Origin of the sequence: Pseudomonas fildesensis, from assembly GCF_001050345.1 — a bacterium.
GTDB classification, from domain to species: Bacteria; Pseudomonadota; Gammaproteobacteria; order Pseudomonadales; family Pseudomonadaceae; genus Aquipseudomonas; species Aquipseudomonas fildesensis.
Genome location: NZ_LFMW01000007.1, coordinates 1 through 23,269 on the forward strand (window position 1 = coordinate 1; position 23,269 = coordinate 23,269).

Genomic DNA, 23,269 nt, shown 5'->3' on the forward strand with positions numbered 1-23,269 from the left:
GGTTGGTTGGCAGGGTGGGCCTGGATGAACGCCGGGTGCTGCGCCGCCAACGCCGCAACCCGCCCAATGCGCGAGTACGCCGCCAACGGCACCTTGAAACGCTCGGCCGCGTACAACTGGGGAATCAGAAACGCATCCGCCATCCCCGGCTGCTCGCCAAAGCAGAAGCCCTCGTCGCCTATCAACTGCTCCACCGCCCCCAGGCCCTGGCTGATCCAATGGCCGATCCACTCCAGCACCTGCGCCTCATCATGCCCCCACTGGCGCAGCAGGTTCTGGGTGCTGGAGTTGTGCAGCGGGTGAATATCGCAGCCGATGATCGACGCCACCGCGCGCTCATGGGCGCGGGTTGCCAGGTCTTTGGACAGCAGCGGTGCCTGTGGATAACGTTCCTCCAGGTATTCGATGATCGCCGGTGACTGAATCAACAGCTCGCCGTTATCGGTACGCAGGGCCGGGACGCGCCCTTGCGGGTTAATTGCCAGGTACTCGGGCTGGCGGTTCGCGCCGCCTGCCGGCACCAGCAGGTTGACCGGTATGGCGGTGAAATCCAGCCCCTTCAGCGCCAGGGCAATACGCACCCGGTACGACGAGGTTGAACGGTAGTAGGTATAGAGTTGCATCGCCCTGCCCTCTTAACGCGCCGCGACCACAGTGCCACGGCATTCGCCGAAGCCGATGGAGGCAAAGCCGTCGCGGCTGCAGCGAGCGCGCAGGATGATTTCATCACCGTCCTCGAGGAATTTACGCACCTCGCCGGACGCCAATTCAATCGCCTTTTTGCCGCCTTCGGTAATCTCCAGCAGGCTGCCGAACTGCCCAGGTTGCGGCCCGGACAAGGTGCCTGTACCGAACAGATCACCGGCTTGCAACTGGCAACCGTTGACGCTGTGGTGTGCAACCAATTGCGCAACAGTCCAGTACATATGCAGGCTGTTGCTCAGCGCCAGACGGTGGGCCGGCAGGTTCTGTTCGCGCATCGATGCTGTGGTCAACAGCACTTCCAGTTCGATATCGAAGGCGCCCGCTTTCTGATCACGGTTATCCAGCAGGTACGGCAACGGTTGCGGATCACCCTCGGGGCGCGCCGGTTGTGGCTTGCGGAACGGTTCCAACGCTTCGGCCGTCACCACCCACGGCGAGATGCTGGTGATGAAGCTCTTCGACAAAAACGGGCCCAGTGGCTGGTATTCCCAGGCCTGGATATCCCGCGCCGACCAGTCGTTAAGCAGGCAGAAACCGGCGATATGCTCGGCCGCATCACCAATTGCAATCGAATCGCCCATGGCATTGCCCTGGCCAATCCAGATGCCCAGCTCCAGCTCGTAGTCCAACCGTGCGCACGGGCCAAACGTTGGCTCGGTCTGGCCCGCAGGCAAGGTCTGGCCTTTGGGACGGCGCACCTCGGTGCCGGACGGGCGAATGGTCGACGCACGGCCGTGATAACCGATCGGCACGTACTTGTAGTTGGGCAGCAAGGGGTTATCCGGACGGAACAGTTTGCCGACGTTTTGCGCGTGCTCGATGCCGACATAGAAGTCGGTGTAATCATTAATCCTCGCGGGTAAATGCATCTGGCAATCGGCGGCGAGGTGCAGCACCTCGGCCTCACGCGCTTGCAATTGGCTGCCTTCAGCGAGCAATTCCAGCAGACGTTCGCGCAGGGCAACACGCGGGCCACGGCCGAGTTCGAAAAACGCATTCAACTGACCGCCAGCGGTGGCGTCGACGGCACGGCGTGCCTCACCCTCAAACGCATCCAGGGCCGCGTGCAGGTCGAGAATATAGTCACCAATCGCCACGCCGCTGCGCGGTGCCGAACCCTTGATGCTGAATACGCCCAGCGGCAGGTTTTGCAGGGGGAAATCACGGTGACCGTTGGCGCAGGCCACCCAGCTGCGGGTAAAAGTGGGCTGAGTCATGGGTTATCTCCGGTTCGGGTTGAAGGTGGCGGGCAGCGAGGCCCAGCACGCGTCGTAAGTGTTTTGCAGTTGCGGGCATTCCAGGGCGAACTGTGTCGGGCGCAGCACTTGGCTGGTCTCGAACATGAAGGCCATGGTGTTATCGATCTTGTGCGGCGCCAGGTCTACGTTGATGGCCTTGGTGCAGGTCTCGCCGTCCGGGCCGTGGGCGCTCATGCAACTGTGCAGCGATGCGCCACCAGGCAGGAAGCCTTCGGCCTTGGCGTCGTAGGCGCCCTGGATCAGGCCCATGTATTCGTTCATCAAGTTGCGGTGGAACCACGGCGGACGGAAGGTGTTCTCAGCCACCATCCAGCGCGGCGGGAAAATCACGAAGTCGAGGTTAGCCAGGCCGTGCACGCTGGTGGGCGAGGTCAATACGGTGAAGATCGACGGGTCCGGGTGATCGAAACTCACGGTGCCAATGGTATTGAAGCGGCGCAGATCGTATTTGTACGGCACGTTGTTGCCGTGCCAGGCCACCACGTTCAGCGGTGAATGGTCCAGCTCGCAGGCCCACAACTCGCCGAGAAATTTCTGTACCTGGGTGGTGGGCTGCTTGAGGTCTTCGTAGTGGGCGACCGGCGTGAGGAAGTCACGCGGGTTGGCCAGGCCGTTGCTGCCAATCGGGCCCAAGTCCGGCAGGCGCAGTGGGGCGCCGTGGTTTTCGGCGACATAGCCGCGCGCTTGGGTGTCCAGCAGTTCGACACGGAACTTGAGGCCACGGGGCAGCACGACGATTTCCATCGGCTCGACCTCCAGCACGCCCAACTCGGTGGCGATGCGCAGGCGGCCCTGCTCAGGGACGATCAACAGTTCGCCATCGGCGTTGAAGAACACGCGCTGCATGGACTGGTTGGCGCGGTAGTTGTAGATGCTGATGCCTGAGGGTTTTTCGGACCCCGAGTTGGCGACCATGCCTACGAGCCCGTCGATAAAGTCGGTCGGCTCACTCGGAATATCCAGAGGATTCCAGCGCAAGCGATTCGGCGTCACCGCGCCTAACGGTCCACCAGCCAATTGCCGCTCCAGCTTGATGAACGCCGGGTGATTGGCCGACGGCTGGATGCGATACAGCCAGGTACGGCGAGCTTCGCTGCGTACCATGGTAAAGGCCGTGCCGGAGAACAGTTCGGTGTACAGGCCGTAGGGCGCTTTTTGCGGGGAGTTCTGGCCGACGGGCAGTGCGCCGGGCAAGGCTTCGCTGGCGAATTCATTGCCGAAGCCCGATTGGTATTCGAGGTTCATGGATCATCCTCTGTACGGAAGTTGTTTTTATCGTAATCCAGTTACGCATAACGTAATTTGATCACTATCGACCGTCAAGCTATAAAGACGCCCATTCATCTCTCGGATTCTCGCCCCTCCATGGAAAAGCCCCGCGACACCGGTAAACAGAAAGTCCGCTCGGCCGAAGTGGGCACCGATATCCTCAAGGCACTCGCCGAACTGTCCCCGGCCACGTCGCTGTCGCGTCTGGCCGAGCATGTGCAGATGCCGGCGAGCAAGGTGCACCGCTACCTCCAGGCGCTGATTGCCTCCGGTTTTGCCGAACAGAACACTGCCACCAACCATTACGGCCTGGGCCGCGAGGCGTTGCGCGTGGGTTTGGCGGCGCTAGGCAGCATGGACGTGTTGAAAGTCGGCGCCCTGCCCCTGGCAGAGCTGCGCGATGAATTGAATGAAACCTGCTTTCTGGCGGTATGGGGCAACCAGGGCGCGACCGTGGTGCACATTGAGCCGGCGGTGCGCGCGATCACGGTCGTGACCCAGCTGGGTTCGGTGCTACCGCTGCTCAGCTCGTCCACCGGGCTGGTGTTCAGCGCGTTCCTGCCCTCGCGGGAAACCGTGGAGTTGCGCGAACGCGAGGTTCAGGCCGGCATCGCCCACGCCCTGGCGGACGATCACGCCTACGCCACCGCGTGCGAAAAGATCCGCAGCCGTGGCCTGCACTTTGTGCATGGACTGCTGATGCCGGGGGTGGACGCGCTGTCTGCGCCGGTGTTCAACGCAGTCGGTCAAGTGGCGGCGGTGATGACCGTGGTCGGCCCCACCTCGCTGTTCCAAGCCGACGAAGATGGCCCGGCGGCGCAGCACTTGCTGGCAGCGACCCGGGCCGTGAGTTGGCGCATGGGTTATCAGCCCTGAATCAGTCGTGCCATTGAGTCAGGGCAACTGCCAGGCGATTTTCCAGGGCACGGATCGGCGCCGCGTCGCTCAGGTAGTTGTTGCTGAGGATGGAAAACACCAGGCGCCGTCCCTGGGCATCGGTGATGTAGCCGCTCAACGACGACACGCCGCCCATCGACCCGGTCTTGGCATGCAGGTTGTTTTCAGCGGCCGTGCCGCGCAGACGATAGCGCAGGCTGCCGCCGGTCATACGGTCCGCGTTGCCGGCAATCGGCAAAGCGTTGTACCAGGCGTCGAACCAGGGCTGCCTGGCCGTCGCCAGCAACAGGTCAGTCAGGTTCTGCGAAGACACCAGGTTGCGCCGCGACAAGCCTGAGCCGTCCACCTGGTTCAGCGTCGCCGGGTCCAGGCCCTGGCGTTTCATAAAGCCCGCCACCGCCGCCACACCCGCCTGCGCCGTGCCCACATTCGCTGTCTTGCGCCCCATGGCCTTGAGCAAGGCTTCGGACATGTTGTTGTTCGAGAGCTTGAGCAGCGGCGTGATCAGTTCCTGCAACGGCGCCGATTGATGCTCTGCCAACACCCTGGCCGTGACCGGACTGACACCGCCGATCACACGTCGGCCCAGCACCTGGATGCCCTGCTGCGCCAACGCCTGTTCAAACAGGTTGGCCACCAATTGCGTCGGCTCCCACACACTCACCCACTGCCGGCTTTGTTTGCCCGGTGCCAGCGCGCCGGTGAGTTGCAGCAGGTTGGTGCCGTGCTGGCGCGTAATCCCGTAGCTGTTGCCCGGCCCGCTCACCGCGCGGTTGCTGAGTTGCACGTAATCGGTGGACGGACTGATCACCACACTCACTGGCTGACCGACCGCCAAAGGTGCCTTGGCCGTGACCAGCAATGTGCCCGCATCAAAATCCGAATTCGGCGACACGGTCAGCGCCGAGATCTGCGCGCCGTAGTAGGTGCTTTCGTCATCCTGAGCCCAGTCCACGCCCAGGCGCTCGGCATCGAACCAGCTGTCGTCGAACACCAGGTCGCCCGACACCTGACGCACGCCCTGGCTCGCCAGTTGCGCGGCCAATGCCTGGTAATCGGCGAACTGCGTGGTCGGGTCGCCGAGGCCGCGCAGGTACAGATTGCCGGTCAGGCGTTCGCCCTGTTGGGTGCCGCTGCTCAACAGTTGCGTGGAAAAGCGATACTGCGGGCCCAGCACGTCCATCGCTGCGGCGGTGGTCAGCAGCTTGAGGTTGGAGGCGGGGATCAACCGCGTGCGCGGGTTGTGTTGATAGAGGGTGCTGCCGCTGCGGGCGTCGCGCACCATCACGGAGACCGTCGCGCCATTCAGCGCCGGATCGGCCAGCAGGTGGTCCAGGGTTGCCGGGGTGGAGGTCTGCGAAACACTTGCGCAGCCCCCCAGTAAAAAGCTCAAGCCAACCAGCATCGTGCGGGTGTGTAACCATCTTCCAACGTGCATCTGTGTACTGTTCCTGCAAGTCTTCAATGGCGGCAACGCTAACAGTTCGGGGCACCTGTGGCGAGCGGGGCTGTTGTGGCAGACCGGCTTGTTGTGGCGAGCGGGCTTACTGTGGCGAGCGGGCTTGCCCCGCGTTGGGCTGCGTAGCAGCCCCAATAAGAACACCGCAGTGTGTCAGGCATACCGAGGTGGCAGGTTTTAGGGCGGCTTCGCCACCCAACGCGGGGCAAGCCCGCTCGCCACGACAAGCCCGCTCGCCACAACAGCCCCGCTCGCCACAACACGCTCGCTCACTTCAATAAGCCTGCCTGCCACAACAAGCCCGCTCGTCACAGGGAGCGCGCCAGGCTTTTAGAACTCCAGCGTGCTCGACACCGACACCTGCCGCGCGTCCCCCATCGACACAAACACCCGGCTGGCCGCCGAGGTGTAGTAGGTGCGGTCAAACAGGTTCTTCACGTTGAGCTGAAACTTGACCTTCTGCCCTTCAATTTTGGTGTTGTAGGTGGCGAACGCATCCGCCACGGTGTAACCCGGCAGGTTGAAGCTGTTAGTCGCATCGCCTTCGCGCTGGCCCACATACCGCGCACCGGCACCGACACGAAGACCATCACCGCCGAAAATATTGCCGAAGTCATACACCGCCGACAGCGAGCCGGTGTGCTTGGCCACGTTCTGCAAGCGCTTGCCTTCCAGGGCCGGGTCTTTGGTGACTTCGGCATCGGTGTAGGCATAGCTGCCGATCAGGCTCCATTGGTCGGTAAGCTGGCCGGTGGCATCCAGTTCCAGGCCACGGGAACGCACTTCGCCGGCCACGCTGTAGACCGTGTCCACGCCCGTACCGACGGACACCAGCACGTTGCGCTTGGTGATATCAAACAGCGCAGCGCTGGCGGTGATGCGCCCCGGCATGTCGAGCTTGGCGCCCAACTCCCAGGACTTGGATTCTTCCGGTTGCAAATCGCCCTGGAGCACGCTGCCATCGTTCAGTGGAGCGATGGTGGAGTTGGGTTTGAAAGATTCGGTGTAGCTGCCGTAGAACGACAATTCATCGGTGTAGCGGTACACCAGGCCGGCACGCGGCACCCACTTCTGGCCATTGCCGTCGGTGTTGGCCTTGAACGGCACGCCCTTGCCCGCGTATTGGTCGTACATCTGGTAGCGCGCGCCGCCCACAAGGATCCACTGGTCGGTCAGGTGAATCGCGTCCTGGAAGAACAGCGAATCACTGCGCAGCAGGTCGGTCTGGGCACTGTCCTTGGGGCTGACGGTGGTGCCTTCCACATCCTTGCCATACACCGGATTGACGTAGCTGAAGGCGCTGCGTTGCGTCTGGCGAATCAGGTCGGCGCGGTAGACCTTGCGGTACTCGTCGTCCAGCCCGAACACCAGGTCATGCTGCATACCGCCGGCCATCACCTTGCCTTCCAGGCTCGCAGTGGCGAAGCGGTCGGTGGTCAACGCACCGCGCGTGCCGTCCATGCTGCGGGTCAGGGTGCCGTCGGCGTTGACCGAAGCGACGCGCACTTGGCTGGCGTCGTAGGTTTCGCGGTTCCAGCTGTAGCCGAAGTGCGCTTTCCAGTCGTCATTCAGGTCGTGGTCGGCTTCGAAACGGTACAGGTCGGAGCGGCCTTCCATGTTGTTGAACGGCTCATCCAGGCGACGGGTAGCGGGGATGTCCAACGGGTGGTTGGTCTTGGGGTCGATGGCAGTGCCCCGGTCGAACGGCGAGAGAAATTCCCGGTGCTCGTAGGCGAAGACCACTTTGGTGGTATCGCCATACCACGCCAGCGACGGCGCGATCATGCTCTCGCGGTGCGTGCCGTAGTTGCGCCAGTAGTCTTCATCTTCGTGGTCGACGATCAGGCGATAGGCCAGGCCGCTGTCACCGATGGGGCCGGTGGTGTCGAGGTTGCCGCCGCTGCCGTTCTTGCCGTCGCCGAAAGTCGAGCCGCGCACGGTGAGGCTGGTGGATTGCGTCAGCTCGGGCTTTTTGCTGACAATATTGACCACGCCGCCCGGGTCCTGAATGCCATACAGCAGCGACGATGGACCCTTGAGCACTTCAACGCGCTCGGCGGTGGAGTTCAGCGCGCGGCCCTGCACCACAGGCATGCCGTCCTGCATGATCGAGCCGTTACGGTTGTCGCCAAACCCGCGCAGCATCACTGCGTCCTGGGTGCTGCCGAGGGTGTTGGCCTGGGTGATGCCGCTGATGTTGGCCAGGGCGTCGTCCAGGTTGCGCGGCTGTTGGTCGCGCAATACCTGGGCGGGCACCACGTTGACGGTTTGCGGCGTTTCCAGCAGCAGGCCACGGGAACGCATCACCGAGCTGGTGGGCGGTGGCTGGTAGCTGGTGCTGTCCTGGGTTTGGCCGACACCGCTGATGGTGGTCGCCCCCAGGTTGATCGCGCCCTCAGTGGGCACGGGTTCCAGGGCCAGGGTGCGGGCGTCGATCTGGCGGAAGGTAAAGCCCGAGTTGCCGAGCAGGCGTTGCAGGGCCTGGGTCGCGCTCATCTGCCCGCTGACCGCCGGGGCGCTGAGGCCATAGGGCGCTTCATCGGTGTAGATCACACTGATCCCCGTGACCCGGCTGAAATCGCTCAGGGCTTGGGGCAGCGGTTTGGCTGCCAGGGCAAAGTTGTACTGGGCGCTTTGCTGCTCCTGCGCATGCGCCACGCTCAAGGGCAGCAACGCCAGCCCCGACACTGCCAATACCGAGGCTCCCAGCCACTGTTTAACCAAACCGCCCGCCATCGACTTCATGCTGTGAGAACCCGTGTAGAAAACGCTGTTAATGCGAATAGATCGCAGTTTCAAACACTACACGGTTGGGCCGACGATTTACCTCACCTTGTTTTGAAAATAATTCTAAAAACACCACTGATCGTTCCCACGCTCTGCGTGGGAACGATCATCAAAGGTGAAGGTTATTGCGCCTGAATGCGAAAACCCATGCGCGGGAAGTGCACATGCACCGTGCCGCCGCGCTCGTCGGTACGGCGCAGGATCAGCTCTTCGCGGCCGGCAAACAGCAATTCTCCGGCCACCGGGTCGGTGCCGTAGTCAGTGGCTGTAATAGTCACCTGCTGACCCGACTTGAAGCCGTTGGGGTCTGCAAAGACTTCGTCCGGTAAGGCGGCGGGCGTGGCATTGCGGGCGATCTCCAGCGCTTGCTCTGCGCTCATCTCGTTTGAGGTGCCATGACCAAAACCCAACACCCGAGTAAGCCAGGCCGCGACGGCGGGATACTCATCCACCAGCGGCGAAGTCACCGGGGTGGCCTTGAGAAACCATAAAGGGTGGGCCATGGCAAAGTCGGCAATCGACGGTTCGCCAAACAGGAAATCCCCCGATTGATGCTGCAACTGCTGCTCCAGGCGCAGCATCAGCGCCGGCCATTGATGCCTGGCCAGTTCGATGGGCACCTTGCTCGCGGTGCCGCCGCTGAACAGTGCGACGCGGTCAGCGACAAACGCCTTCATGATCTCCGGCGGCAGTCTGGCGAAGCGCACGGCGGCGGATTCAGGTTGAAATACCAGGCTGACAGTATGGTGAAACACCACGTTGTCGGCCCAGAAGGCGAAGGCCTGCGTGTTCATTTCCTGGCCGAGCGGAAACAGTGCCGGGGTGGATTTTTCCTGCTCCAGTCGCCGAGCAATCAGTGCGGTGTCGCAATAGATATCGGCGCCCACCTGCAACACTGGCGTCTTGCGATAGCCACCCGTCAATGCCGTCAGGTCAGGCTTGGGCAACATCGGCGGGATCTGTACGGAGTGCCACGACAAGCCCTTGAAACCCAGCAGCAGACGGGCTTTTTCAGCGAAGGGGGACTGCGGGTAGTGGTGGAGGATCAACTCAGACATGCCAGGCTCCGCTCAATTAAATGAGTCAGTAGCTTAGCCTGCTAAACCGCGTGTGGGGACGATGGGAACCCATCAGTCAAATCAATGAAGCACTCGCCGCCAGACATTCCTTGGCGCTCTTCTTCAGCTTCTTGATCAGCCGCTCCTGGCGCAGCGCCTCACCCTTGCTCGCGCATTGCTCGGTGTACACCAGCGCAACAGCCGGGCTGGATAAAAAAAACCGCGCGCCCTTGCCACTTTGGTGGGAGGCAAACCGGCGCACCGGGTCATTGCTGATGCCGCAATAGAGTGAACCATTGGCGGCACGCACCAGGTAGACAAACCAGGGTTTGGGTTCAGAAGGATCAGTCACGGGTCGATTCGGCAAACCAGAAGGAGTGCCAATCTTATCAACGACTGGCCTGAAATGCCCTCAGGCCTTTGAGCGCCTGGGCACGCACGGCGTTTTTCAGCGCCGGCGACCAGCCCAGCAACAGACCCTTGAGGCCCAACGCCTGGCGCGACCAACGCCACAGGTCGAAGTGGTCGTGGTGCTCGCAGATCTTGCCATCGCGAAACACGAACCGCGCCCCGATATCATTGACCACCGTATTGCCGGTTGCGCTGAACAGGTACGTCGCCACCCAATGCGCGCTGCCGGTGGTTTCATCGCTGCGCACATGGTCGAACGTCAGGGAAAAGTCCTTGGCGCGCGATGTCAGCATGCGCCACATATCCCCGGCATCACGGCCCCGCAGCTCGCCGAACGCCGGGTCGCTGAACACCACATCGTCGGTGTAGCAGGCGCTCATGGCCTCGGCATCCAGACGCTGAAATGCGCTGTAGAACTCGGTGATCAGGGCGTTATGGGCATCACTCATGGGCAGGCTCCGCTGGCGTCAGAAAGGTAGGCACGATAAGCCTCCCGCGCCGACAAGGCTACTGACATTCGCCGCGCAAATACCGCGGTCACGGCACCATGCCACTGCTGCGAGCATAGGCAAACAAATCCACATCGGTGGAGATGCACAACCGGTTCATGGCGGTGCTTTTCTGCTTGCTGATGGTCGAGATGCTGCGATTGACCTGCGCGGCGATCTGGCTGACGGTCATGCCACTGGCGAGCATGCGCACCACTTCGCGCTCTTTGCCGGACAACTGCGGCACCGCCTGCTGGTCGCCGGTGCCGGCTTCCACCAGTTGCACCCGCAGGCATTCGCTGACAAAGGTCTGGCCCTCGCTCACCGCCCTGATCGCCTGGGGCAGCTCCCTGGCCGAGGCGCTTTTGGCGACGATCGCCCGCGCCCCATGGGCGAAAGAGGCACGCAGGGTGGCGACGTTGGCGAACATGGTCACCAGGATCACCGGCAATTCCGGGTACTTGCGATGCATCAGGCTCAACAGGCCATAACCATCGGCCTGCTGGTTGCCGGGCATGGCGAAGTCGGTCACCAGCAGATCGCAAGGTGTACTGTCGAGCAAGGCCAGCAGTTGATCGGGGCCATCGGCCTCGCCGACCACCTTGCACTTGCCATTCGCCTCGATCACTACTTTTTGGCCGATACGCACAATCGGATGATCGTCAGCAATTATTACGCGAAGCATTAGAACCACCGTGATGGCAAATTGACCTGCGCAAAGTACCGCTGGATGTGGCCTGCAACAACCGCCAATAAAACAGGCAATGGCAGATACCCCAACAATCTTTGCAACCAAGATTAACGCCTACAAAAAAAGCAGAACAAACCGTCAGAAACAACCTACATATCAGACCGCAAAATTCCTTCACTTCCGCCGAAATCTGCTCGCCTCATAACGTCGACAAGTACGCCAGATAACGCACCAGGTCCTGACGCAGTTGCACCAGGGCGCGGGCATGCAGGGCCACTCCATCGATGCTCACCACCGTCATCAGCCGGATCCCACGCTTTTCCATGGAGGTGACGCCCAGGAACGCGACGCTGCCAATCAGCCGATGCAAGTGCTGACTGGTCGCAACACCATCGAGGCGCACCATCGCACTCGAAAGCGCTCGCAGGTCTTGCTGTGCCTCATGTACCAAACTGCGCAGCATGCTTTCCACGACCTCGTTACCACCGAACATCTGCACCAGCACGGCACGTGTTGGCCAGCCTCTTTTTTGCACGACCCTGGCGTGCGCCTCCCCACCCTGCTTGGGCACACGCACATCGGCATCCGCCAACCAATAAACCAGGACGTTGCGCAACTGTGCAAAGGTCAGGGGCTTGATCAGCCAGGCGTCCATGCCGGCCTCCAGGCACAGGCGGGCTTCGTTCGGGCCCAGGTTCGATGTCAAGGCAATGATGGGTATTCGTGCAGACAGCGCCTCACGTTCCCGACACCGAATTTCACGGGTCATGGCATAGCCATCCACGACGGGCATCTGACAGTCAGTCAGGATCAGATCAAAGTGCTGCACGTCCATGGCGGCGAGCGCAGCCCGCCCATCCCTGCATACCTCATGGCCCAGGCCCAGTTGGTTGAGGATCCCTCCCATCAGCAGGCAATAGGCAGGGTGGTCGTCGACGACCAATACCTTGAGCCGTTGCCAGTAGGCGGGCGAGGTGGTCGACAGCAGCGACTCATCCCCACCGCCGTCGCCTGGGGGAATGCCCGATGACATGACTACCTCAACTTACCGTAAAGAACGAGCCTGAAGGGCACGGCATGCGCGCAGGAAACAGCCCAGCCTTGGCCGACAGGACGCGCCACTCTGAACTACGTTTTTGAATTTTTTATGACAGAAAAAGGTGCTTGAAAAATAGTCGAGTGAACGGCTTTGGACGATACAAAAACTACGAAAACTTCATGCGTCCGACGCGAACAACAGCCCGTTCCAACATGAACGATTATCCCTGTGCAACCTCCGCCCGATCTCGTAATTGTTGTATGTCCCCTAGCACTCACTCTCGATAACTTCGCCACACCCCAAAAGGGCCCGTACGACCATTCACGTGGTCGCAACACCCATGACGGCTGCCCTTGAACCACAGTCAGTCAGCCTTGCACCGGAACCCCTCCACATGAATAAGTCCCTAGCAGCACTCGCCATCATTCTCGCGGTCGCCCACCAAGGCTCGGCCGTTGCCGCAAGCACGACGGAACTGACCGTCACAGGCCTGATTACCCCGAGTGCCTGCACGCCCGCGTTGTCGGGCGGCGGTGTGGTAGACCACGGCAAGATCTCGGCCAAGGACCTCGACCCGAACCCAAATTCCCCCACCGACCTGCCCATAGCCACCTTACAACTGACCGTGAGCTGCGGTTCGCAGATCTTGTTTGCGTTGAATGGCATTGACAATAATCCTTCGTCCTACCTTCCGACGGGTTATGGCCTGGGCCTGATCAACAACACGCAAAAAATTGGTAGCTACAACCTTGAGTTCCGCAATGTCGTGGCAGACGAGCAAACCACTTACCCGATGGAGTCCAGTGATGGCGGCACAACCTGGCAAGACATCGACAGAGCCGCGTGGTCAGTTGGCACCCTGGCAGGCTTTGGCATAGGCATAGGTTCCAACAGGAGACCGGATCCCATTAAGGACCTGCGCACCGACATGCTTGTGTATACCCAGATTGCCCCCTCCAGCCGCTTGGACCTGAGCAATGAAGTCCCACTCGCTGGCTCCGCCACCCTCGAAGTGAAGTACCTGTAAATCACCGCTTATTGACCAGGCGCACAGCGCGCCGCCCAGGATTTTCGCCATGAACCCTTGCTCCCGACTCGTCGTCATCTCACTGCTGCTGACCGCCTTGCCCCAGGCGTATGCCGCCAGCAGCATCGACCTCACCGTCACAGGCCTGATCACGCCAAGCGCCTGCGAACCCCTCCTGTCCAACACCGGTGTTGTCGACCTCGGAAAGATTTCGGTCAACGATCTCAAACCCGACGGATACACCACGTTCAAACGCACCTTGCAGCTGAGCGTCGAGTGCCTGGCCCCCGCCCTGTTTGCCCTTAAAGGCATCGACAACAGCACCGGCTCAATCGACTCTAACTCCTACTATGGGCTGGGCATGATCGACGGCAAAAAAATCGGCTCGTACTTGCTCGATACCTCGAACTCACAGGCCGACGGATCAGCGGTGCTGCCGATTCTTTCACGCGACGGCGGCAACACCTGGGGATCCGGCGATGGGGAACCCTGGGCCGTTACGAAGCACATTGCCTTCAGCGACCAGTCCAGTGGCCCGTGGGCACCCATGCTGATCAAGACGCTGACCACGGACCTTCTCATCGAGACCATGATCTCCCCCATCCGGGGCATGAACCTGGACAATGACGTGCTGATCGATGGCTCCGCCACCCTTGAATTGCTGTACCTGTAAGCCGCCGTCACCCCACAGGATGTGCCAACCATGACTCGTGCCCTAACCTGCCTCACTGCAATCGTGGTGATGGCCAGCGCGCCTGGCGCTTTTGCTTCCAGCGCCACCGACTTGACCGTCAGCGGCCTGATCACACCCAGTTCTTGCGAGCCTAGCCTGTCCAGTGGTGGCATCGTCGACCACGGCAAACTTACCGTAAAGGACCTGAACCCCGACGTACCGACTCGCCTGGAGACCGCCAACCTGCAACTGGAGATCATCTGCGAAGCAGAAACCCTGTTCACCCTGACCACCGTCGACAACCGCCCCGGCACCTCGGCCATCCGCCCGTCCAGCCATGGCCTGGGCATGGTCAACGATGATCAAATGTTGGGCAGCGTGGCGTTCATCCTGCTGGATGCAATGGCCGACAGGGTGCCGGTGCGCACCATTATGTCCAGCAACGGCGGTGCCTCCTGGCGCCCTTCGACGTACCTGGGACATGCCGGGCTGACGGCCTTCGCCCTAGCGAGCGATCTCGATGCCCCGATCGCCCTCAGGGTGTTGACCGCGCGGCTGAGCGCCTTCACCACCCTGGTACCCGCCACCGAGCTGACCTTGGTGGATGACGTGCCCATCGACGGTCACGCCACCCTGCAAGTGAAGTACTGGTAAGCCCGACCTTGCCCGGTGGTGCGCCCGCCCAGATGAGCGAGTCGCAAGACCACCGGGCGACCTCGAACAACGCCTGCACGTACACGTTCCAGACGCTTTACGCACCCAGCGCCCTTGCCGTGCGCCCTTGATACCGTGCTTTCCCACAGTGATTCCTACGCGATGAACACAACGATCCCGCCATGGGCGCTCACGCTGCTCGCCCTGAACCTGACACCGGCCTTCGCTGGGTCCACCGTGGATCTGGGCGTGACCGGCTTGATTACGCCTCAAGCCTGCAGTGTTTTGCTGTCCGACAGCGGCCTGATCGATTTCGGCAAGATCCTCGCGCAGTCCCTTAACCAGACTCAGGTCACTCTGCTGCCCAGTCAGCAAATGGACCTGAGCATCAACTGTGAAGGCCCGACCCTGTTCGCCCTGGTGGGTCTCGACAATCAGCCCAACTCCTCCGTGGCGCCCGATGTTCTCTACGGGTTGGGCATGAACATTCACGCGCCAGCGGAGCGCCTCGGATCGGTGGGCTTGTCGGTGCGCGGGCCAGTGGGCGACGGCGTCACCCTGCTGGTCATTAGCTCTTCGGACAGCGGTAGCACATGGCACCCGGAACCCAATGCCTACCCGAAAAAATACATGGGTTTTGCCCGCGTCGACGCCCAGCAGCCCGAGCCCATCAAGCAACTGGTCGCCAGCCTGCGGGTGGAAACCGCCATCAGCCCGGCCAATAGCCTGACGCTGAAGGAAGAAGTGCCTTTGCAAGGTTCGATCACCCTGGACCTCAAATACCTGTAACCCCTTATTGAAAGAGCCCTCAGATGATGATGCATGTTTCCTGGATACGCGCCGGCTGTGCTGGCGTCGCGCTCTGGTGCGGCGCCACCACCGCGCTGGCCGACGGTATGGTGCCGGACACCTCGGTGGTGATCGTCTACGAAGCGGAGGGCGAAGCCGCCGTATCCGTGACCAATACCGACAGCAAACTGGCCCTGTTGCATGTGACCCTCGAAGACATTCCCGAGGACAAAGACACGCAACGGCTGCTGGTCGTTACCCCGCCCCTGGCACGGGTGGAGGCCGGCAAGAGTCAGCTGGTGCGGTTCATCCTGCAATCGACCGAGCCCTTGGAGACCCAGCGCCTCAAGCGGGTGATTTTCGAAGGCATGCCCCAGCAACGTAGCGGCGCCGACGCCGGGCGCGCGCAGGTGGGCGTCACGGTGCGGCAGAACCTGCCGGTGATCCTGCATCCCAAGGGTCTGGCGCGCAATCGTACGCCGTGGCTGGGCCTGAGCTGGCACCTGGAAAACGACCAGCTCAGCGTGCGTAACCCCACGCCTTACGTGGTACGCCTGGCCCAGGAGTTGCGGCTACTGCCCGGCAAAGGCTCGGCCATGCTACCGCGCACCTATGTGCTGCCGGGAGAAACCCTGACGGTCACGGCCCAGGGCGCCTCAGCGACCTCGGTGCGCCTGCAACCGGCGACGGTGTATGGCTTCGCCGTCGCCCCCCACGAGGCGCCCATTACGCCTTGACCCAACGGCGTCGAAGGAAGCCCCGACGCCAATACAAAACGAAGTGGCCACCCCCTGAAGGTCACCGGGAAGACGGCCTGGCGCGATAGGAAATCAAGCCTCGGACGCCCATTACCAGAGTGTATTTGTGTGGACACAGTCATCAATTACCGTGACGGCAACGCTGTGCCCGGCGTTTCACCTCGCCGGTCACTCGCTCACCTGGGCGGCGTCGCCTGGGCCGTCAGCCATGTCCTGCTGGCCAACCAGGCCTGGGCCGACGACGCGCCGGCAACAGGTTCCTTTGACCTGCAGACCCTGCACCAGCGCGGCATTGATCCGCAATTGGCCAGCATTCTGCTGGAGGCACCGCGCTTTGCCAGCGGACGTCACACCGTCAACCTGACGGTCAACGGTCAGCGGCGAGGCCGTGTCGACGTGGCCTTCGACGCACAAGGCGGGCTGTGCTTTGACCCCGCCCTGCTGGACGCTGGTCAGTTGGTGGTACCGCCACGCAGCCTCGGTGACTGTCACGGGTTTATCGAGCAATACCCGCAAACCGTGATCGAGCCAGACCCGGCCAGCCTGAGCCTGTCGCTGGTGGTCCCGACCCAGGCGTTGCGTCCCGCAACCCAGGATATTTCCGGCTACAGCACCGGCGGCCTGGCGGCCTTGCTCAACTACGACGTGACCGGGCTGTACAACCAGTTGGGTGACAACACCAGTCGATTCGGCTCGGCCAATACCGAGGTCGGCTTCAACGCCGGTGACTGGATCGTGCGCAGCCGCCAGGTGCAGACCTGGCAAGCCGGCAGTTCGCGCAGCACCCACCTGGACGCCTACGCCCAACGCACCTTCGCCAGCCAACAGGCGGTGTTGCAGGCCGGGCAGATCAACCTCTATAACCCGGTGCTGGCGGGGGCCCAGATCAACGGCGTGCAGGTGCTCACCGAGCAGGCCCTGCAAGACCAGAACCAAGGCGCGACTGTCGACGGTATCGCCAACGGCCCGGCCCAGGTGGAGGTACGGCAGAACGGTGTACTGATCCACTCCACCGTGGTGCCCGCCGGGCCGTTTTCGCTGAGCAATGTACCGCGCCTGAACGGGCGCTCCGATGTGGAGGTAACGGTCAAGGAAGTTTCCGGCGACGAGCGCCGTTTCATCGTGCCCGCAGCCATGCTGGGGCTGGGCTTGCCGGCGCCGGGTTATTCAGTGGCGGCCGGCCGGGTGCGCACTACAGGCGACAGTAATGGCGCAGAACCCTGGGTGGTCAGTGCGGGGTGGACGACGGTGCCGCATCCGCTGGTCACCCTGGGCAGCGGACTGCTGGCCGCCGAAGACTATCGCTCGGCCGGCCTGAACCTGGGGCTTTTGCCCTGGCAGGACAGCCAGTTGCAACTGGCGGTAGTGGCCGCCGAGGCCACTCATCAGGATCACAAGCGCGGCCTGCAGACAGACCTGTCGTGGAGCCAACAACTGGGTGAGCGCTGGGCAATCAGTGCCGCCAATTCCTGGCGAACCGAGGGCTACCGCGAACTCTCCGACTCAACCTACACCACCGACACCCGTGAGCAACAACGCTCCCGGTACCGCGACCAACAAAGCGCCACGGCTTCCTGGTCTCATCCATGGCTGGGAGCGTTCAGCGCCGGGGCTTCTCGCTCCTCCTCATTTTCCGGCGAGAGCAGCAGTCGCGCGCTGGCGTCCTGGGGCACTCAGGTGGGCGGCGTCTCCATTTCCGCCACCGCCGAATGGCAGATGGGCGGTCGTCAGTACAACGATGACGCCGTGTACCTGAACATCAGCCTGCCGCTTGGCGAGAGCCGTCGTGGCCGGGCCTGGGTGCGCAACTCCGGTGGCGAACACCGTATCGGCATGGGCGTCAACGAGCAGATCAACGACCAATTGGCCTATCGGGTCGGGGTTGAACATGACAGCCGTGACCGCGAGGTGGAGTCGTCCCTGGGGTTCTCGGCCCTGCCGTTCTACAGCCAGTTGGATTTCAACTACACCCGCTCCGACGACGAACGCTCCAGCTACCAGGGCGGGGCCCGCGGCGGGGTGGTGCTGCACGGCGACGGCGTGACCTTCTCGCCCTACCCGGTGCGCGACACCTTTGCGCTGCTGTCGGTGGGCGAAATGGCCGGCGTCAAGGTCAGTACCCCCAGCGGCCCCGTATGGACCGACTGGCAAGGCCAGGCCGTGGTGCCGCAGATCAGCGCCTACGGCCGCAGCCCCGTGGAGGTGCAAACGCGCTCACTGCCACGCAATGCCGACATCAGCAATGGCCTGGCCGTGGTCTCGGCAGGGCGCGGCGCGGTGGACCGGCTCGAATTCGGCGTGGCCATGACGCGGCGGGCCTTGTTGACCCTGGACCGGCCAGTGCCGCGTGGGGCGACGGTCACCACCGGCAACGGGGAGTTCGTCACGCTGGTCCAGGAAGGCAACCAGGTGTTCCTGCCGAATGTGCTCGATCAGCCGACCTTGTGGATCAAGGCGCCCGGACAGCCCCGCTGCCGATTGCACTTTGAGTTACCGAAAAAAGCCGACCCGCAGGTGTATTTCGAAACCGCCCCGGCCCAGTGCCCAACGCCTTTAGGAAACCCGCCATGAACCTTGATTACCTGCTGCCTGCGATAGCGCTCGTGCTGTCGGGCATAGGCACTGCCCAGGCCCAGGACGACTGCCGCCTGGACCTGAGCGCATCGAGCCTGGACTTTGGCTTGATGAACCGGGCCATTACCCAACCCCCCGGGCCAGAGCGACTGCTGGGCGAACGGCGCCTGAGCGTGTCTCTTAACTGCCCGCAACCCGCTGATATGAGCCTGTTCTATCGAGGTTTGGCCTTGGGGGCCGAACGACTGCGCTTTACCGAACAGGGCAGCTACCAGCTCCAGGTGCGCGAGGGTGTGCTCGATGGCCGCGCCGTGGAGCTAGGCCTTATGGCTGGTAACGGACAAGCCCCGAGTGCCTCGGGTTCGAGCCTGAACTGGCGCGCCGACCACGGCATCGTGCCGATGCAAAACGGCCAACCCGCCAACGGGCGCAGTTTTTCCGTGCAGGTGGTGGTCAATGCCTGGGCCGAGGAAGGCGCCGCTCGCGTTCGCGATGCCGTCACCTGGCAAGCTTCCGGTTGGGTCGATGCGCCCGTCACTGGCCGCTCCCGGGAACTGCAGCTGCTGGCGCGTTTCGCCCCGGCGGCGTGCACGCTAAGCCTGTCCAATAACGGCAAAGTGGACTTTGGCAGGCTGTCGGTCAACGCGCTGAACGCCGACAGGGACACGCCCCTGGCGGACAAACCATTGGCCCTGACCGTGAACTGTGACGGGCCGACTCATTTTGCCTTGCTCATGCAGGACAATCGCCAGGGCTCCGCCACCGGCGGCACCGATGAAACGGCGTACGGGCTGGGGCTGGACGCGCGCTCGCAAAAGATCGGCCGCTACTACGTGAGCGTCGACCCGACCCAAACCAGCGCCGACAACCTGCCACAGCTGTATCGCACCGACTCCACCACAGCAGGCGTGGCCTGGAGCAGCGCCAATACCAATCCCATCCCGCTTGCCGCCCGCAGCTACCTGGGATTTACCGACAGTGCCGGCAGCACCCTTGGCCCCACAGCCTTGCAAAGCCTGAATGCGCTGCTGAATGTGAAGGCCATTCTAGCGCCCCTCCAGCAGTTGGACCTGAGCAGCGAGATCAGACTCAACGGCTCGGCCACACTGGAAATCATCTACCTCTAACCTGCTTATCGGAGCCCACGATGAACACATCACTGATCGTCCTGACCCTGGCCCTGAGCCCTCTGGCGATGGCGGCCTCCACGGTCGACCTGAACGTCAACGGCCTGATCACCCCGGTGGCCTGTACCCCAATCTTGTCCGCTGGCGGGTTGGTCGACTTCGGCAAGATCTCCCAGCAAGACCTCAACCTGGCGAGCGGCACGCGGCTGCCAGTCAAATCCCTGACCCTGACCGTCAATTGCAATGGCGCCGCACGCTATGCCTTGCGCATGCGCGACAACCGCGACGGCACGGCCCACGTCAACAGCGAGATTTATTACGGATTGGGACTGGACAGCAGCGGCAACAAGGTTGGCGTGTATTCGCTCAGTTTCGACCCGACGCAAACCGTGGCCGATACACTGCCGGACCTCTACGGCACCGAGTCCACCACGGGCGGCCTGGCCTGGCGTACGTCCAACCGCAACCCGATCGACATCGGTTCCAAAAGCCTGCTGGGTTTTACCGATACAGAAGGCAGCACCGCCGGCCCTTCGGCCATCCAGACCCTGACCAGCACGCTGACACTGGAAGCGGTGATCAACGCCAGGCAGGAACTGGACTTGAGCACCGACATTCGCATGGATGGCTCCGGCACGCTGGAAGTGGTGTATCTCTAGGGGCGTTCTCAATTAGTTTCCCCGCGGCGGGGAAACAGATTGAGAACGCCCCCCTAGACCTTCTCGCTGCTGACGCCCACGTACAGCGCCCGACCCGCGCCGAGCCCGGCGACGATGGCGCCCACGCCGATCACCGCGAAGATCCAGCCGACGGCGCCCCAGCCGCCGGTCCAGTCATGCACCAGCCCGACCGCAAACGGCCCGAGGGACGCCAGGGTGTAACCAACCCCTTGGGCCATGCTCGACAGGTTGGCGGCCACGTGGGCGTCGCGCGAGCGCAGCACGATCAAGGTCAGCGCCAGGCTGAACGTGCCGCCCTGGCCCAGGCCCAGCAGGATCGCCCAGCCCCACAAACCGTCCAGCGGTGCATACAGGCAACCGAACAACCCGCCGAGGGTCAGCAGCATCACCACCACGATCGCCAGGCGCTGGTCCTTGCCGCGCGTGGCCAACCAGGGCGCAGCGAGGGAACTGGCCAGTTGCACGATGACCGAGCCGGAGAGCACCAACCCCGCCTGGGTCGCCGTGAGGCCGCGGCCGATCAGGATCGACGGCAACCAACCGAACACGATGTAGGCCAGGGACGATTGCAGCCCCATGTACAAGGTCACCTGCCAGGCCAACGGATCGCGCAGTAAACCTTTCACGCGGTAGGCAACTCGATGGGCGCCGTGTTTGTGCCCCACCTGCGGCAACCAGAACAGCGCCGCCACCACTGCCGGCAGCATCCAGAAGCCCAGGCCGATGTTCCAGCTGTCGCCGAAGTAACGACTCAACGGCACCGTGGAACCCGCCGCCAGCGCCGCCCCCAGGCACAACGCCATGGTGTAGACGCCGGTCATGGCGCCCGCCTGTTTGGCGAAGTCGCGCTTGACGATACCCGGCAGCAACACGCCGATGATGCCGATGCTCGCACCGGCAAGCAGACTGCCGGCAAACAGGCCGACTTCACCGAACGAACTGCGCAGAATGATCCCGCCAGCCAACGTCAGCAGAATCCCCAGCACCACCCGCTCGGCACCGAAGCGCCGCGCCAGGATCGGCGCCATCGGCGCGAACAGGCCCAGGCAGAGCACTGGCAAGGTGGTCAGCAGACCGGCCTTGGCGGCCGACAAGCCGAGGCTATTGGAAACCTCGGCCAGCAACGGCGACAGGCTCGACAGCGCCGGGCGCAGGTTCAACGCCACAAGGATCAGGCCCAGCAGCAACAGCCACGGCCGCGTGACGAGCGGCGGACTGTGCTGCACGACATCGTCGTCGGCTTCGGCGTCGATCAACAGTTCTTCGAGTTCGGTCGTACGCTTGGTTTCAGGGTTCATTGATCAACTGCCGGCAGAGGGATTTGGCGCGCTCCGGGTCCTGCTGCTCCACGGCTTCGAGCAGGGCGATATGCAGGTCGAACACGGCCTGGCGACGCGGCGAAATGTTCAGGGTCTGGCGCAACAGGGCGCCGACGATGCTGGAAAAATAATGGTACAGCTCGCTCAAGGCCGGGTTGTGCGCGGCGTCGACCAAGTGTTTGTGGAACACCAGGTCGGCGCTGATATAGGCCTCCAGTTCACCGTGATACAGCTCGGCGCTGAGGTTGAGTGCCTGGCGCAAATCGTTGAGGTCTTGCTCGGTGCGGCGCAGCGCGGCGAGGCCGATGGCCTCCACTTCCAGAATCTGCCGCGTCTCCTGTGCCTGCTCCAGGGTGCAATGGGACAGCGCTCGCATTGCGCCCAGTGGGTCGGTCATCGAGCGCAGGTAACTGCCGTCGCCCTGGCGGATTTCGATCAAGCCGGAGAACGCCAATACACGCATCGCCTCGCGCACGGTATTGCGGCTGATGCCCAACTCGGCGGACAGCTCGGGCTCGGTGGGCAGGCGCTCGCCGATGGCCCAAGCACCTTGGGTGATGCGTTGGCGCATCTGCTCCAGGGCCTGGTCGACCAGGGAGCGTTTGATCAGGGGGGCGATGTCTGTCATCGGATTTGCGCTTTCGTCCAATCATAGGATGAATTTTCCTACAGCCTATTCGGACTCACCTACAAAGGCAACGCACTAGGGTTCTTAGGCAGGCAAAGGAGCAGTATTTTCGATTGGTAAAATTACCCTTAGAGGGTAATTATTGGACTCAGGTGTCTTATGGAAAAGTACACACCTCATTACGATTTGGCGGTGATAAAGGCGGATGTGAGGCGGCTTGGCTACAAGGCTTTCACCAGTACAGCGCGACTGTGCGCAAAAGACCTTGGCATGGATGTGGAAGAGATGCAGGCAGTCATCTACGAGCTGAAAAAAACGATGCTGTACAAGTCAATGACGAGTTATAGCGACTATCGCACCTGGCAGGATGTCTACCACGTTTCCTCGCACGGTTTGGAGATCTACATCAAGGTGACTTACCGCCCGGGCGGTCAACCTCCGGTGATCTCCTTCAAGGAGAAAAACCCATGAAAACAGAGCAATGCTATAGCTGTGGAAGACCTGACGGGATGCTTCACTTTTCAGGACGTAGCGAGACAATGGAGGTCAAAGGCTTATTGCGCCGTATAGACAACTTGTCTGGGCTGGAATGTCAGTCATGCGGGGAAGTCATCCTCGATCCTGAAGATGCAGAACGCTATTCGAACCTGTGTGATGAGATAGTCCACACCTTCAGGCAAATGATCGGCACAGAGATGAAACGTATACGCCGCAAGCTGCACCTCTCACAAAAGGAAACGGTGCAACTGCTGTCGGGTGGCGGCCATAACGCGTTTTCTCGCTACGAACGCGGCGAGGTATTACCACCCAAGTCCCTGGTGATCCTGATGCGCTTGCTCGAGCGGCATCCACACTTGCTGGTCGAGGCAAAAATACTCAGTGAAGGCGCAGATCTGCGTAACTCCACGAATACGGTCCATAAAGAGTACGAAACCCTGACGACGCCCTGACCGAGCACAAAAAACAAACCCGGCACC

23 protein-coding genes are annotated in these 23,269 nt (G+C 62.2%); 11 read left to right on the forward strand and 12 right to left on the reverse strand.

Going from position 1 to position 23,269, the window contains the following annotated elements; genetic code table 11:
• The 3 genes from maiA to hmgA form a co-directional block, all read right to left on the reverse strand.
• Positions 1-623: maleylacetoacetate isomerase (gene maiA, locus ACR52_RS10450; RefSeq protein ID WP_048723737.1), on the reverse strand; the 623-nt coding region annotated here is incomplete at its 3' end.
• A 12-nt stretch (positions 624-635) separates the two neighbouring features.
• Positions 636-1,922 carry a fumarylacetoacetase gene (fahA, locus tag ACR52_RS10455; protein WP_048723738.1) on the reverse strand — a complete coding sequence of 429 codons (1,287 nt, stop codon included), beginning with the start codon at positions 1,920-1,922 and terminating at the stop codon, positions 636-638.
• A 3-nt stretch (positions 1,923-1,925) separates the two neighbouring features.
• The gene (gene hmgA, locus ACR52_RS10460; protein ID WP_048723739.1) at positions 1,926-3,209 is read right to left on the reverse strand and encodes a homogentisate 1,2-dioxygenase; all 1,284 of its coding nucleotides are present in this window, start codon (positions 3,207-3,209) and stop codon (positions 1,926-1,928) included.
• Positions 3,210-3,329: 120 nt separating this feature from the next.
• Between hmgA and ACR52_RS10465 the strand changes: the two genes are divergently transcribed.
• A complete protein-coding gene (locus ACR52_RS10465; protein WP_048723740.1) occupies positions 3,330-4,109 on the forward strand; it encodes an IclR family transcriptional regulator in 780 nt (259 codons plus the stop codon).
• A 1-nt stretch (position 4,110) separates the two neighbouring features.
• Here the strand turns inward: ACR52_RS10465 and dacB are convergent, their stop codons facing one another.
• The 7 genes from dacB to ACR52_RS10500 form a co-directional block, all read right to left on the reverse strand.
• Positions 4,111-5,568, reverse strand: a complete 1,458-nt coding sequence (dacB, locus tag ACR52_RS10470) for a D-alanyl-D-alanine carboxypeptidase/D-alanyl-D-alanine endopeptidase (protein WP_048723741.1) — start codon at positions 5,566-5,568, stop codon at positions 4,111-4,113.
• 351 nt (positions 5,569-5,919) lie between these two features.
• The gene (locus ACR52_RS10475) at positions 5,920-8,334 is read right to left on the reverse strand and encodes a TonB-dependent siderophore receptor (protein ID WP_048723742.1); all 2,415 of its coding nucleotides are present in this window, start codon (positions 8,332-8,334) and stop codon (positions 5,920-5,922) included.
• Positions 8,335-8,498: 164 nt separating this feature from the next.
• Entirely contained in the window at positions 8,499-9,434 is a 936-nt protein-coding gene (locus ACR52_RS10480) for a glutathione S-transferase family protein (RefSeq protein WP_048723743.1), read from the reverse strand.
• A gap of 76 nt (positions 9,435-9,510) precedes the next feature.
• A complete protein-coding gene (locus tag ACR52_RS10485; RefSeq protein WP_048723744.1) occupies positions 9,511-9,786 on the reverse strand; it encodes a GIY-YIG nuclease family protein in 276 nt (91 codons plus the stop codon).
• Between the two features lie 37 nt (positions 9,787-9,823).
• Positions 9,824-10,294 carry a nuclear transport factor 2 family protein gene (locus ACR52_RS10490; RefSeq protein WP_048723745.1) on the reverse strand — a complete coding sequence of 157 codons (471 nt, stop codon included), beginning with the start codon at positions 10,292-10,294 and terminating at the stop codon, positions 9,824-9,826.
• 88 nt (positions 10,295-10,382) lie between these two features.
• Positions 10,383-11,018, reverse strand: coding sequence for a response regulator transcription factor (locus tag ACR52_RS10495; RefSeq protein WP_048723746.1), 636 nt, complete (start codon positions 11,016-11,018; stop codon positions 10,383-10,385).
• Between the two features lie 205 nt (positions 11,019-11,223).
• The gene (locus ACR52_RS10500) at positions 11,224-12,057 is read right to left on the reverse strand and encodes a response regulator (protein WP_048723747.1); all 834 of its coding nucleotides are present in this window, start codon (positions 12,055-12,057) and stop codon (positions 11,224-11,226) included.
• A 400-nt stretch (positions 12,058-12,457) separates the two neighbouring features.
• Between ACR52_RS10500 and ACR52_RS10505 the strand changes: the two genes are divergently transcribed.
• The 8 genes from ACR52_RS10505 to ACR52_RS10540 all read left to right on the forward strand — a co-directional run bounded on the left by ACR52_RS10505 (position 12,458) and on the right by ACR52_RS10540 (position 20,324).
• Positions 12,458-13,090 (forward strand): DUF1120 domain-containing protein, encoded by a 633-nt coding sequence (locus ACR52_RS10505; RefSeq protein ID WP_048723748.1) that lies wholly within the window; start codon positions 12,458-12,460, stop codon positions 13,088-13,090.
• 49 nt (positions 13,091-13,139) lie between these two features.
• Entirely contained in the window at positions 13,140-13,763 is a 624-nt protein-coding gene (locus ACR52_RS10510) for a DUF1120 domain-containing protein (RefSeq protein ID WP_048723750.1), read from the forward strand.
• A gap of 30 nt (positions 13,764-13,793) precedes the next feature.
• Positions 13,794-14,417: a DUF1120 domain-containing protein gene (locus ACR52_RS10515; protein ID WP_048723751.1), complete on the forward strand. Its 624-nt coding sequence runs from the start codon at positions 13,794-13,796 to the stop codon at positions 14,415-14,417.
• A 162-nt stretch (positions 14,418-14,579) separates the two neighbouring features.
• Entirely contained in the window at positions 14,580-15,206 is a 627-nt protein-coding gene (locus ACR52_RS10520) for a DUF1120 domain-containing protein (RefSeq protein WP_048723752.1), read from the forward strand.
• A gap of 29 nt (positions 15,207-15,235) precedes the next feature.
• Positions 15,236-15,943, forward strand: coding sequence for a fimbria/pilus chaperone family protein (locus ACR52_RS10525; RefSeq protein WP_408003337.1), 708 nt, complete (start codon positions 15,236-15,238; stop codon positions 15,941-15,943).
• A 129-nt stretch (positions 15,944-16,072) separates the two neighbouring features.
• Positions 16,073-18,535, forward strand: coding sequence for a fimbria/pilus outer membrane usher protein (locus ACR52_RS10530; RefSeq protein ID WP_048723755.1), 2,463 nt, complete (start codon positions 16,073-16,075; stop codon positions 18,533-18,535).
• Entirely contained in the window at positions 18,532-19,665 is a 1,134-nt protein-coding gene (locus tag ACR52_RS10535; protein WP_048723757.1) for a DUF1120 domain-containing protein, read from the forward strand. Before ACR52_RS10530 ends, ACR52_RS10535 begins: the two co-directional genes overlap by 4 nt.
• Before the next feature lie 20 nt (positions 19,666-19,685).
• Complete coding sequence (locus tag ACR52_RS10540; protein ID WP_048723759.1) at positions 19,686-20,324, forward strand: DUF1120 domain-containing protein; 639 nt, start codon at positions 19,686-19,688, stop codon at positions 20,322-20,324.
• Between the two features lie 53 nt (positions 20,325-20,377).
• On the opposite strand, the gene ACR52_RS10545 is transcribed toward ACR52_RS10540, so the two are convergent.
• On the reverse strand, positions 20,378-21,643 hold the full coding sequence (locus ACR52_RS10545; RefSeq protein WP_048723760.1) for a CynX/NimT family MFS transporter: 1,266 nt from the start codon (positions 21,641-21,643) through the stop codon (positions 20,378-20,380).
• Positions 21,633-22,292: a FadR/GntR family transcriptional regulator gene (locus ACR52_RS10550; RefSeq protein ID WP_048723761.1), complete on the reverse strand. Its 660-nt coding sequence runs from the start codon at positions 22,290-22,292 to the stop codon at positions 21,633-21,635. Before ACR52_RS10550 ends, ACR52_RS10545 begins: the two co-directional genes overlap by 11 nt.
• Before the next feature lie 159 nt (positions 22,293-22,451).
• Here ACR52_RS10550 and ACR52_RS10555 point away from each other — a divergent pair, with 159 nt between their 5' ends.
• Both ACR52_RS10555 and ACR52_RS10560 read left to right on the forward strand, forming a co-directional pair.
• Positions 22,452-22,763 carry a type II toxin-antitoxin system MqsR family toxin gene (locus ACR52_RS10555; RefSeq protein ID WP_048723762.1) on the forward strand — a complete coding sequence of 104 codons (312 nt, stop codon included), beginning with the start codon at positions 22,452-22,454 and terminating at the stop codon, positions 22,761-22,763.
• Positions 22,760-23,242 carry a type II toxin-antitoxin system MqsA family antitoxin gene (locus tag ACR52_RS10560; protein WP_048723764.1) on the forward strand — a complete coding sequence of 161 codons (483 nt, stop codon included), beginning with the start codon at positions 22,760-22,762 and terminating at the stop codon, positions 23,240-23,242. Before ACR52_RS10555 ends, ACR52_RS10560 begins: the two co-directional genes overlap by 4 nt.
• Positions 23,243-23,269: the final 27 nt, after the last annotated feature.

What these genes read in the sequence shown, in the direction of transcription:
- fahA (WP_048723738.1), bottom strand. Translation starts at nt 1,922, where the DNA reads ATGACTCAGCCCACTTTTACCCGCAGCTGGGTGGCCTGCGCCAACGGT.
- hmgA (WP_048723739.1), bottom strand. Translation starts at nt 3,209, where the DNA reads ATGAACCTCGAATACCAATCGGGCTTCGGCAATGAATTCGCCAGCGAA.
- ACR52_RS10465 (WP_048723740.1), top strand. Translation starts at nt 3,330, where the DNA reads ATGGAAAAGCCCCGCGACACCGGTAAACAGAAAGTCCGCTCGGCCGAA.
- dacB (WP_048723741.1), bottom strand. Translation starts at nt 5,568, where the DNA reads ATGCACGTTGGAAGATGGTTACACACCCGCACGATGCTGGTTGGCTTG.
- ACR52_RS10475 (WP_048723742.1), bottom strand. Translation starts at nt 8,334, where the DNA reads ATGAAGTCGATGGCGGGCGGTTTGGTTAAACAGTGGCTGGGAGCCTCG.
- ACR52_RS10480 (WP_048723743.1), bottom strand. Translation starts at nt 9,434, where the DNA reads ATGTCTGAGTTGATCCTCCACCACTACCCGCAGTCCCCCTTCGCTGAA.
- ACR52_RS10490 (WP_048723745.1), bottom strand. Translation starts at nt 10,294, where the DNA reads ATGAGTGATGCCCATAACGCCCTGATCACCGAGTTCTACAGCGCATTT.
- ACR52_RS10495 (WP_048723746.1), bottom strand. Translation starts at nt 11,018, where the DNA reads ATGCTTCGCGTAATAATTGCTGACGATCATCCGATTGTGCGTATCGGC.
- ACR52_RS10500 (WP_048723747.1), bottom strand. Translation starts at nt 12,057, where the DNA reads ATGTCATCGGGCATTCCCCCAGGCGACGGCGGTGGGGATGAGTCGCTG.
- ACR52_RS10505 (WP_048723748.1), top strand. Translation starts at nt 12,458, where the DNA reads ATGAATAAGTCCCTAGCAGCACTCGCCATCATTCTCGCGGTCGCCCAC.
- ACR52_RS10510 (WP_048723750.1), top strand. Translation starts at nt 13,140, where the DNA reads ATGAACCCTTGCTCCCGACTCGTCGTCATCTCACTGCTGCTGACCGCC.
- ACR52_RS10515 (WP_048723751.1), top strand. Translation starts at nt 13,794, where the DNA reads ATGACTCGTGCCCTAACCTGCCTCACTGCAATCGTGGTGATGGCCAGC.
- ACR52_RS10520 (WP_048723752.1), top strand. Translation starts at nt 14,580, where the DNA reads ATGAACACAACGATCCCGCCATGGGCGCTCACGCTGCTCGCCCTGAAC.
- ACR52_RS10525 (WP_408003337.1), top strand. Translation starts at nt 15,236, where the DNA reads ATGCATGTTTCCTGGATACGCGCCGGCTGTGCTGGCGTCGCGCTCTGG.
- ACR52_RS10535 (WP_048723757.1), top strand. Translation starts at nt 18,532, where the DNA reads ATGAACCTTGATTACCTGCTGCCTGCGATAGCGCTCGTGCTGTCGGGC.
- ACR52_RS10540 (WP_048723759.1), top strand. Translation starts at nt 19,686, where the DNA reads ATGAACACATCACTGATCGTCCTGACCCTGGCCCTGAGCCCTCTGGCG.
- ACR52_RS10545 (WP_048723760.1), bottom strand. Translation starts at nt 21,643, where the DNA reads ATGAACCCTGAAACCAAGCGTACGACCGAACTCGAAGAACTGTTGATC.
- ACR52_RS10550 (WP_048723761.1), bottom strand. Translation starts at nt 22,292, where the DNA reads ATGACAGACATCGCCCCCCTGATCAAACGCTCCCTGGTCGACCAGGCC.
- ACR52_RS10555 (WP_048723762.1), top strand. Translation starts at nt 22,452, where the DNA reads ATGGAAAAGTACACACCTCATTACGATTTGGCGGTGATAAAGGCGGAT.
- ACR52_RS10560 (WP_048723764.1), top strand. Translation starts at nt 22,760, where the DNA reads ATGAAAACAGAGCAATGCTATAGCTGTGGAAGACCTGACGGGATGCTT.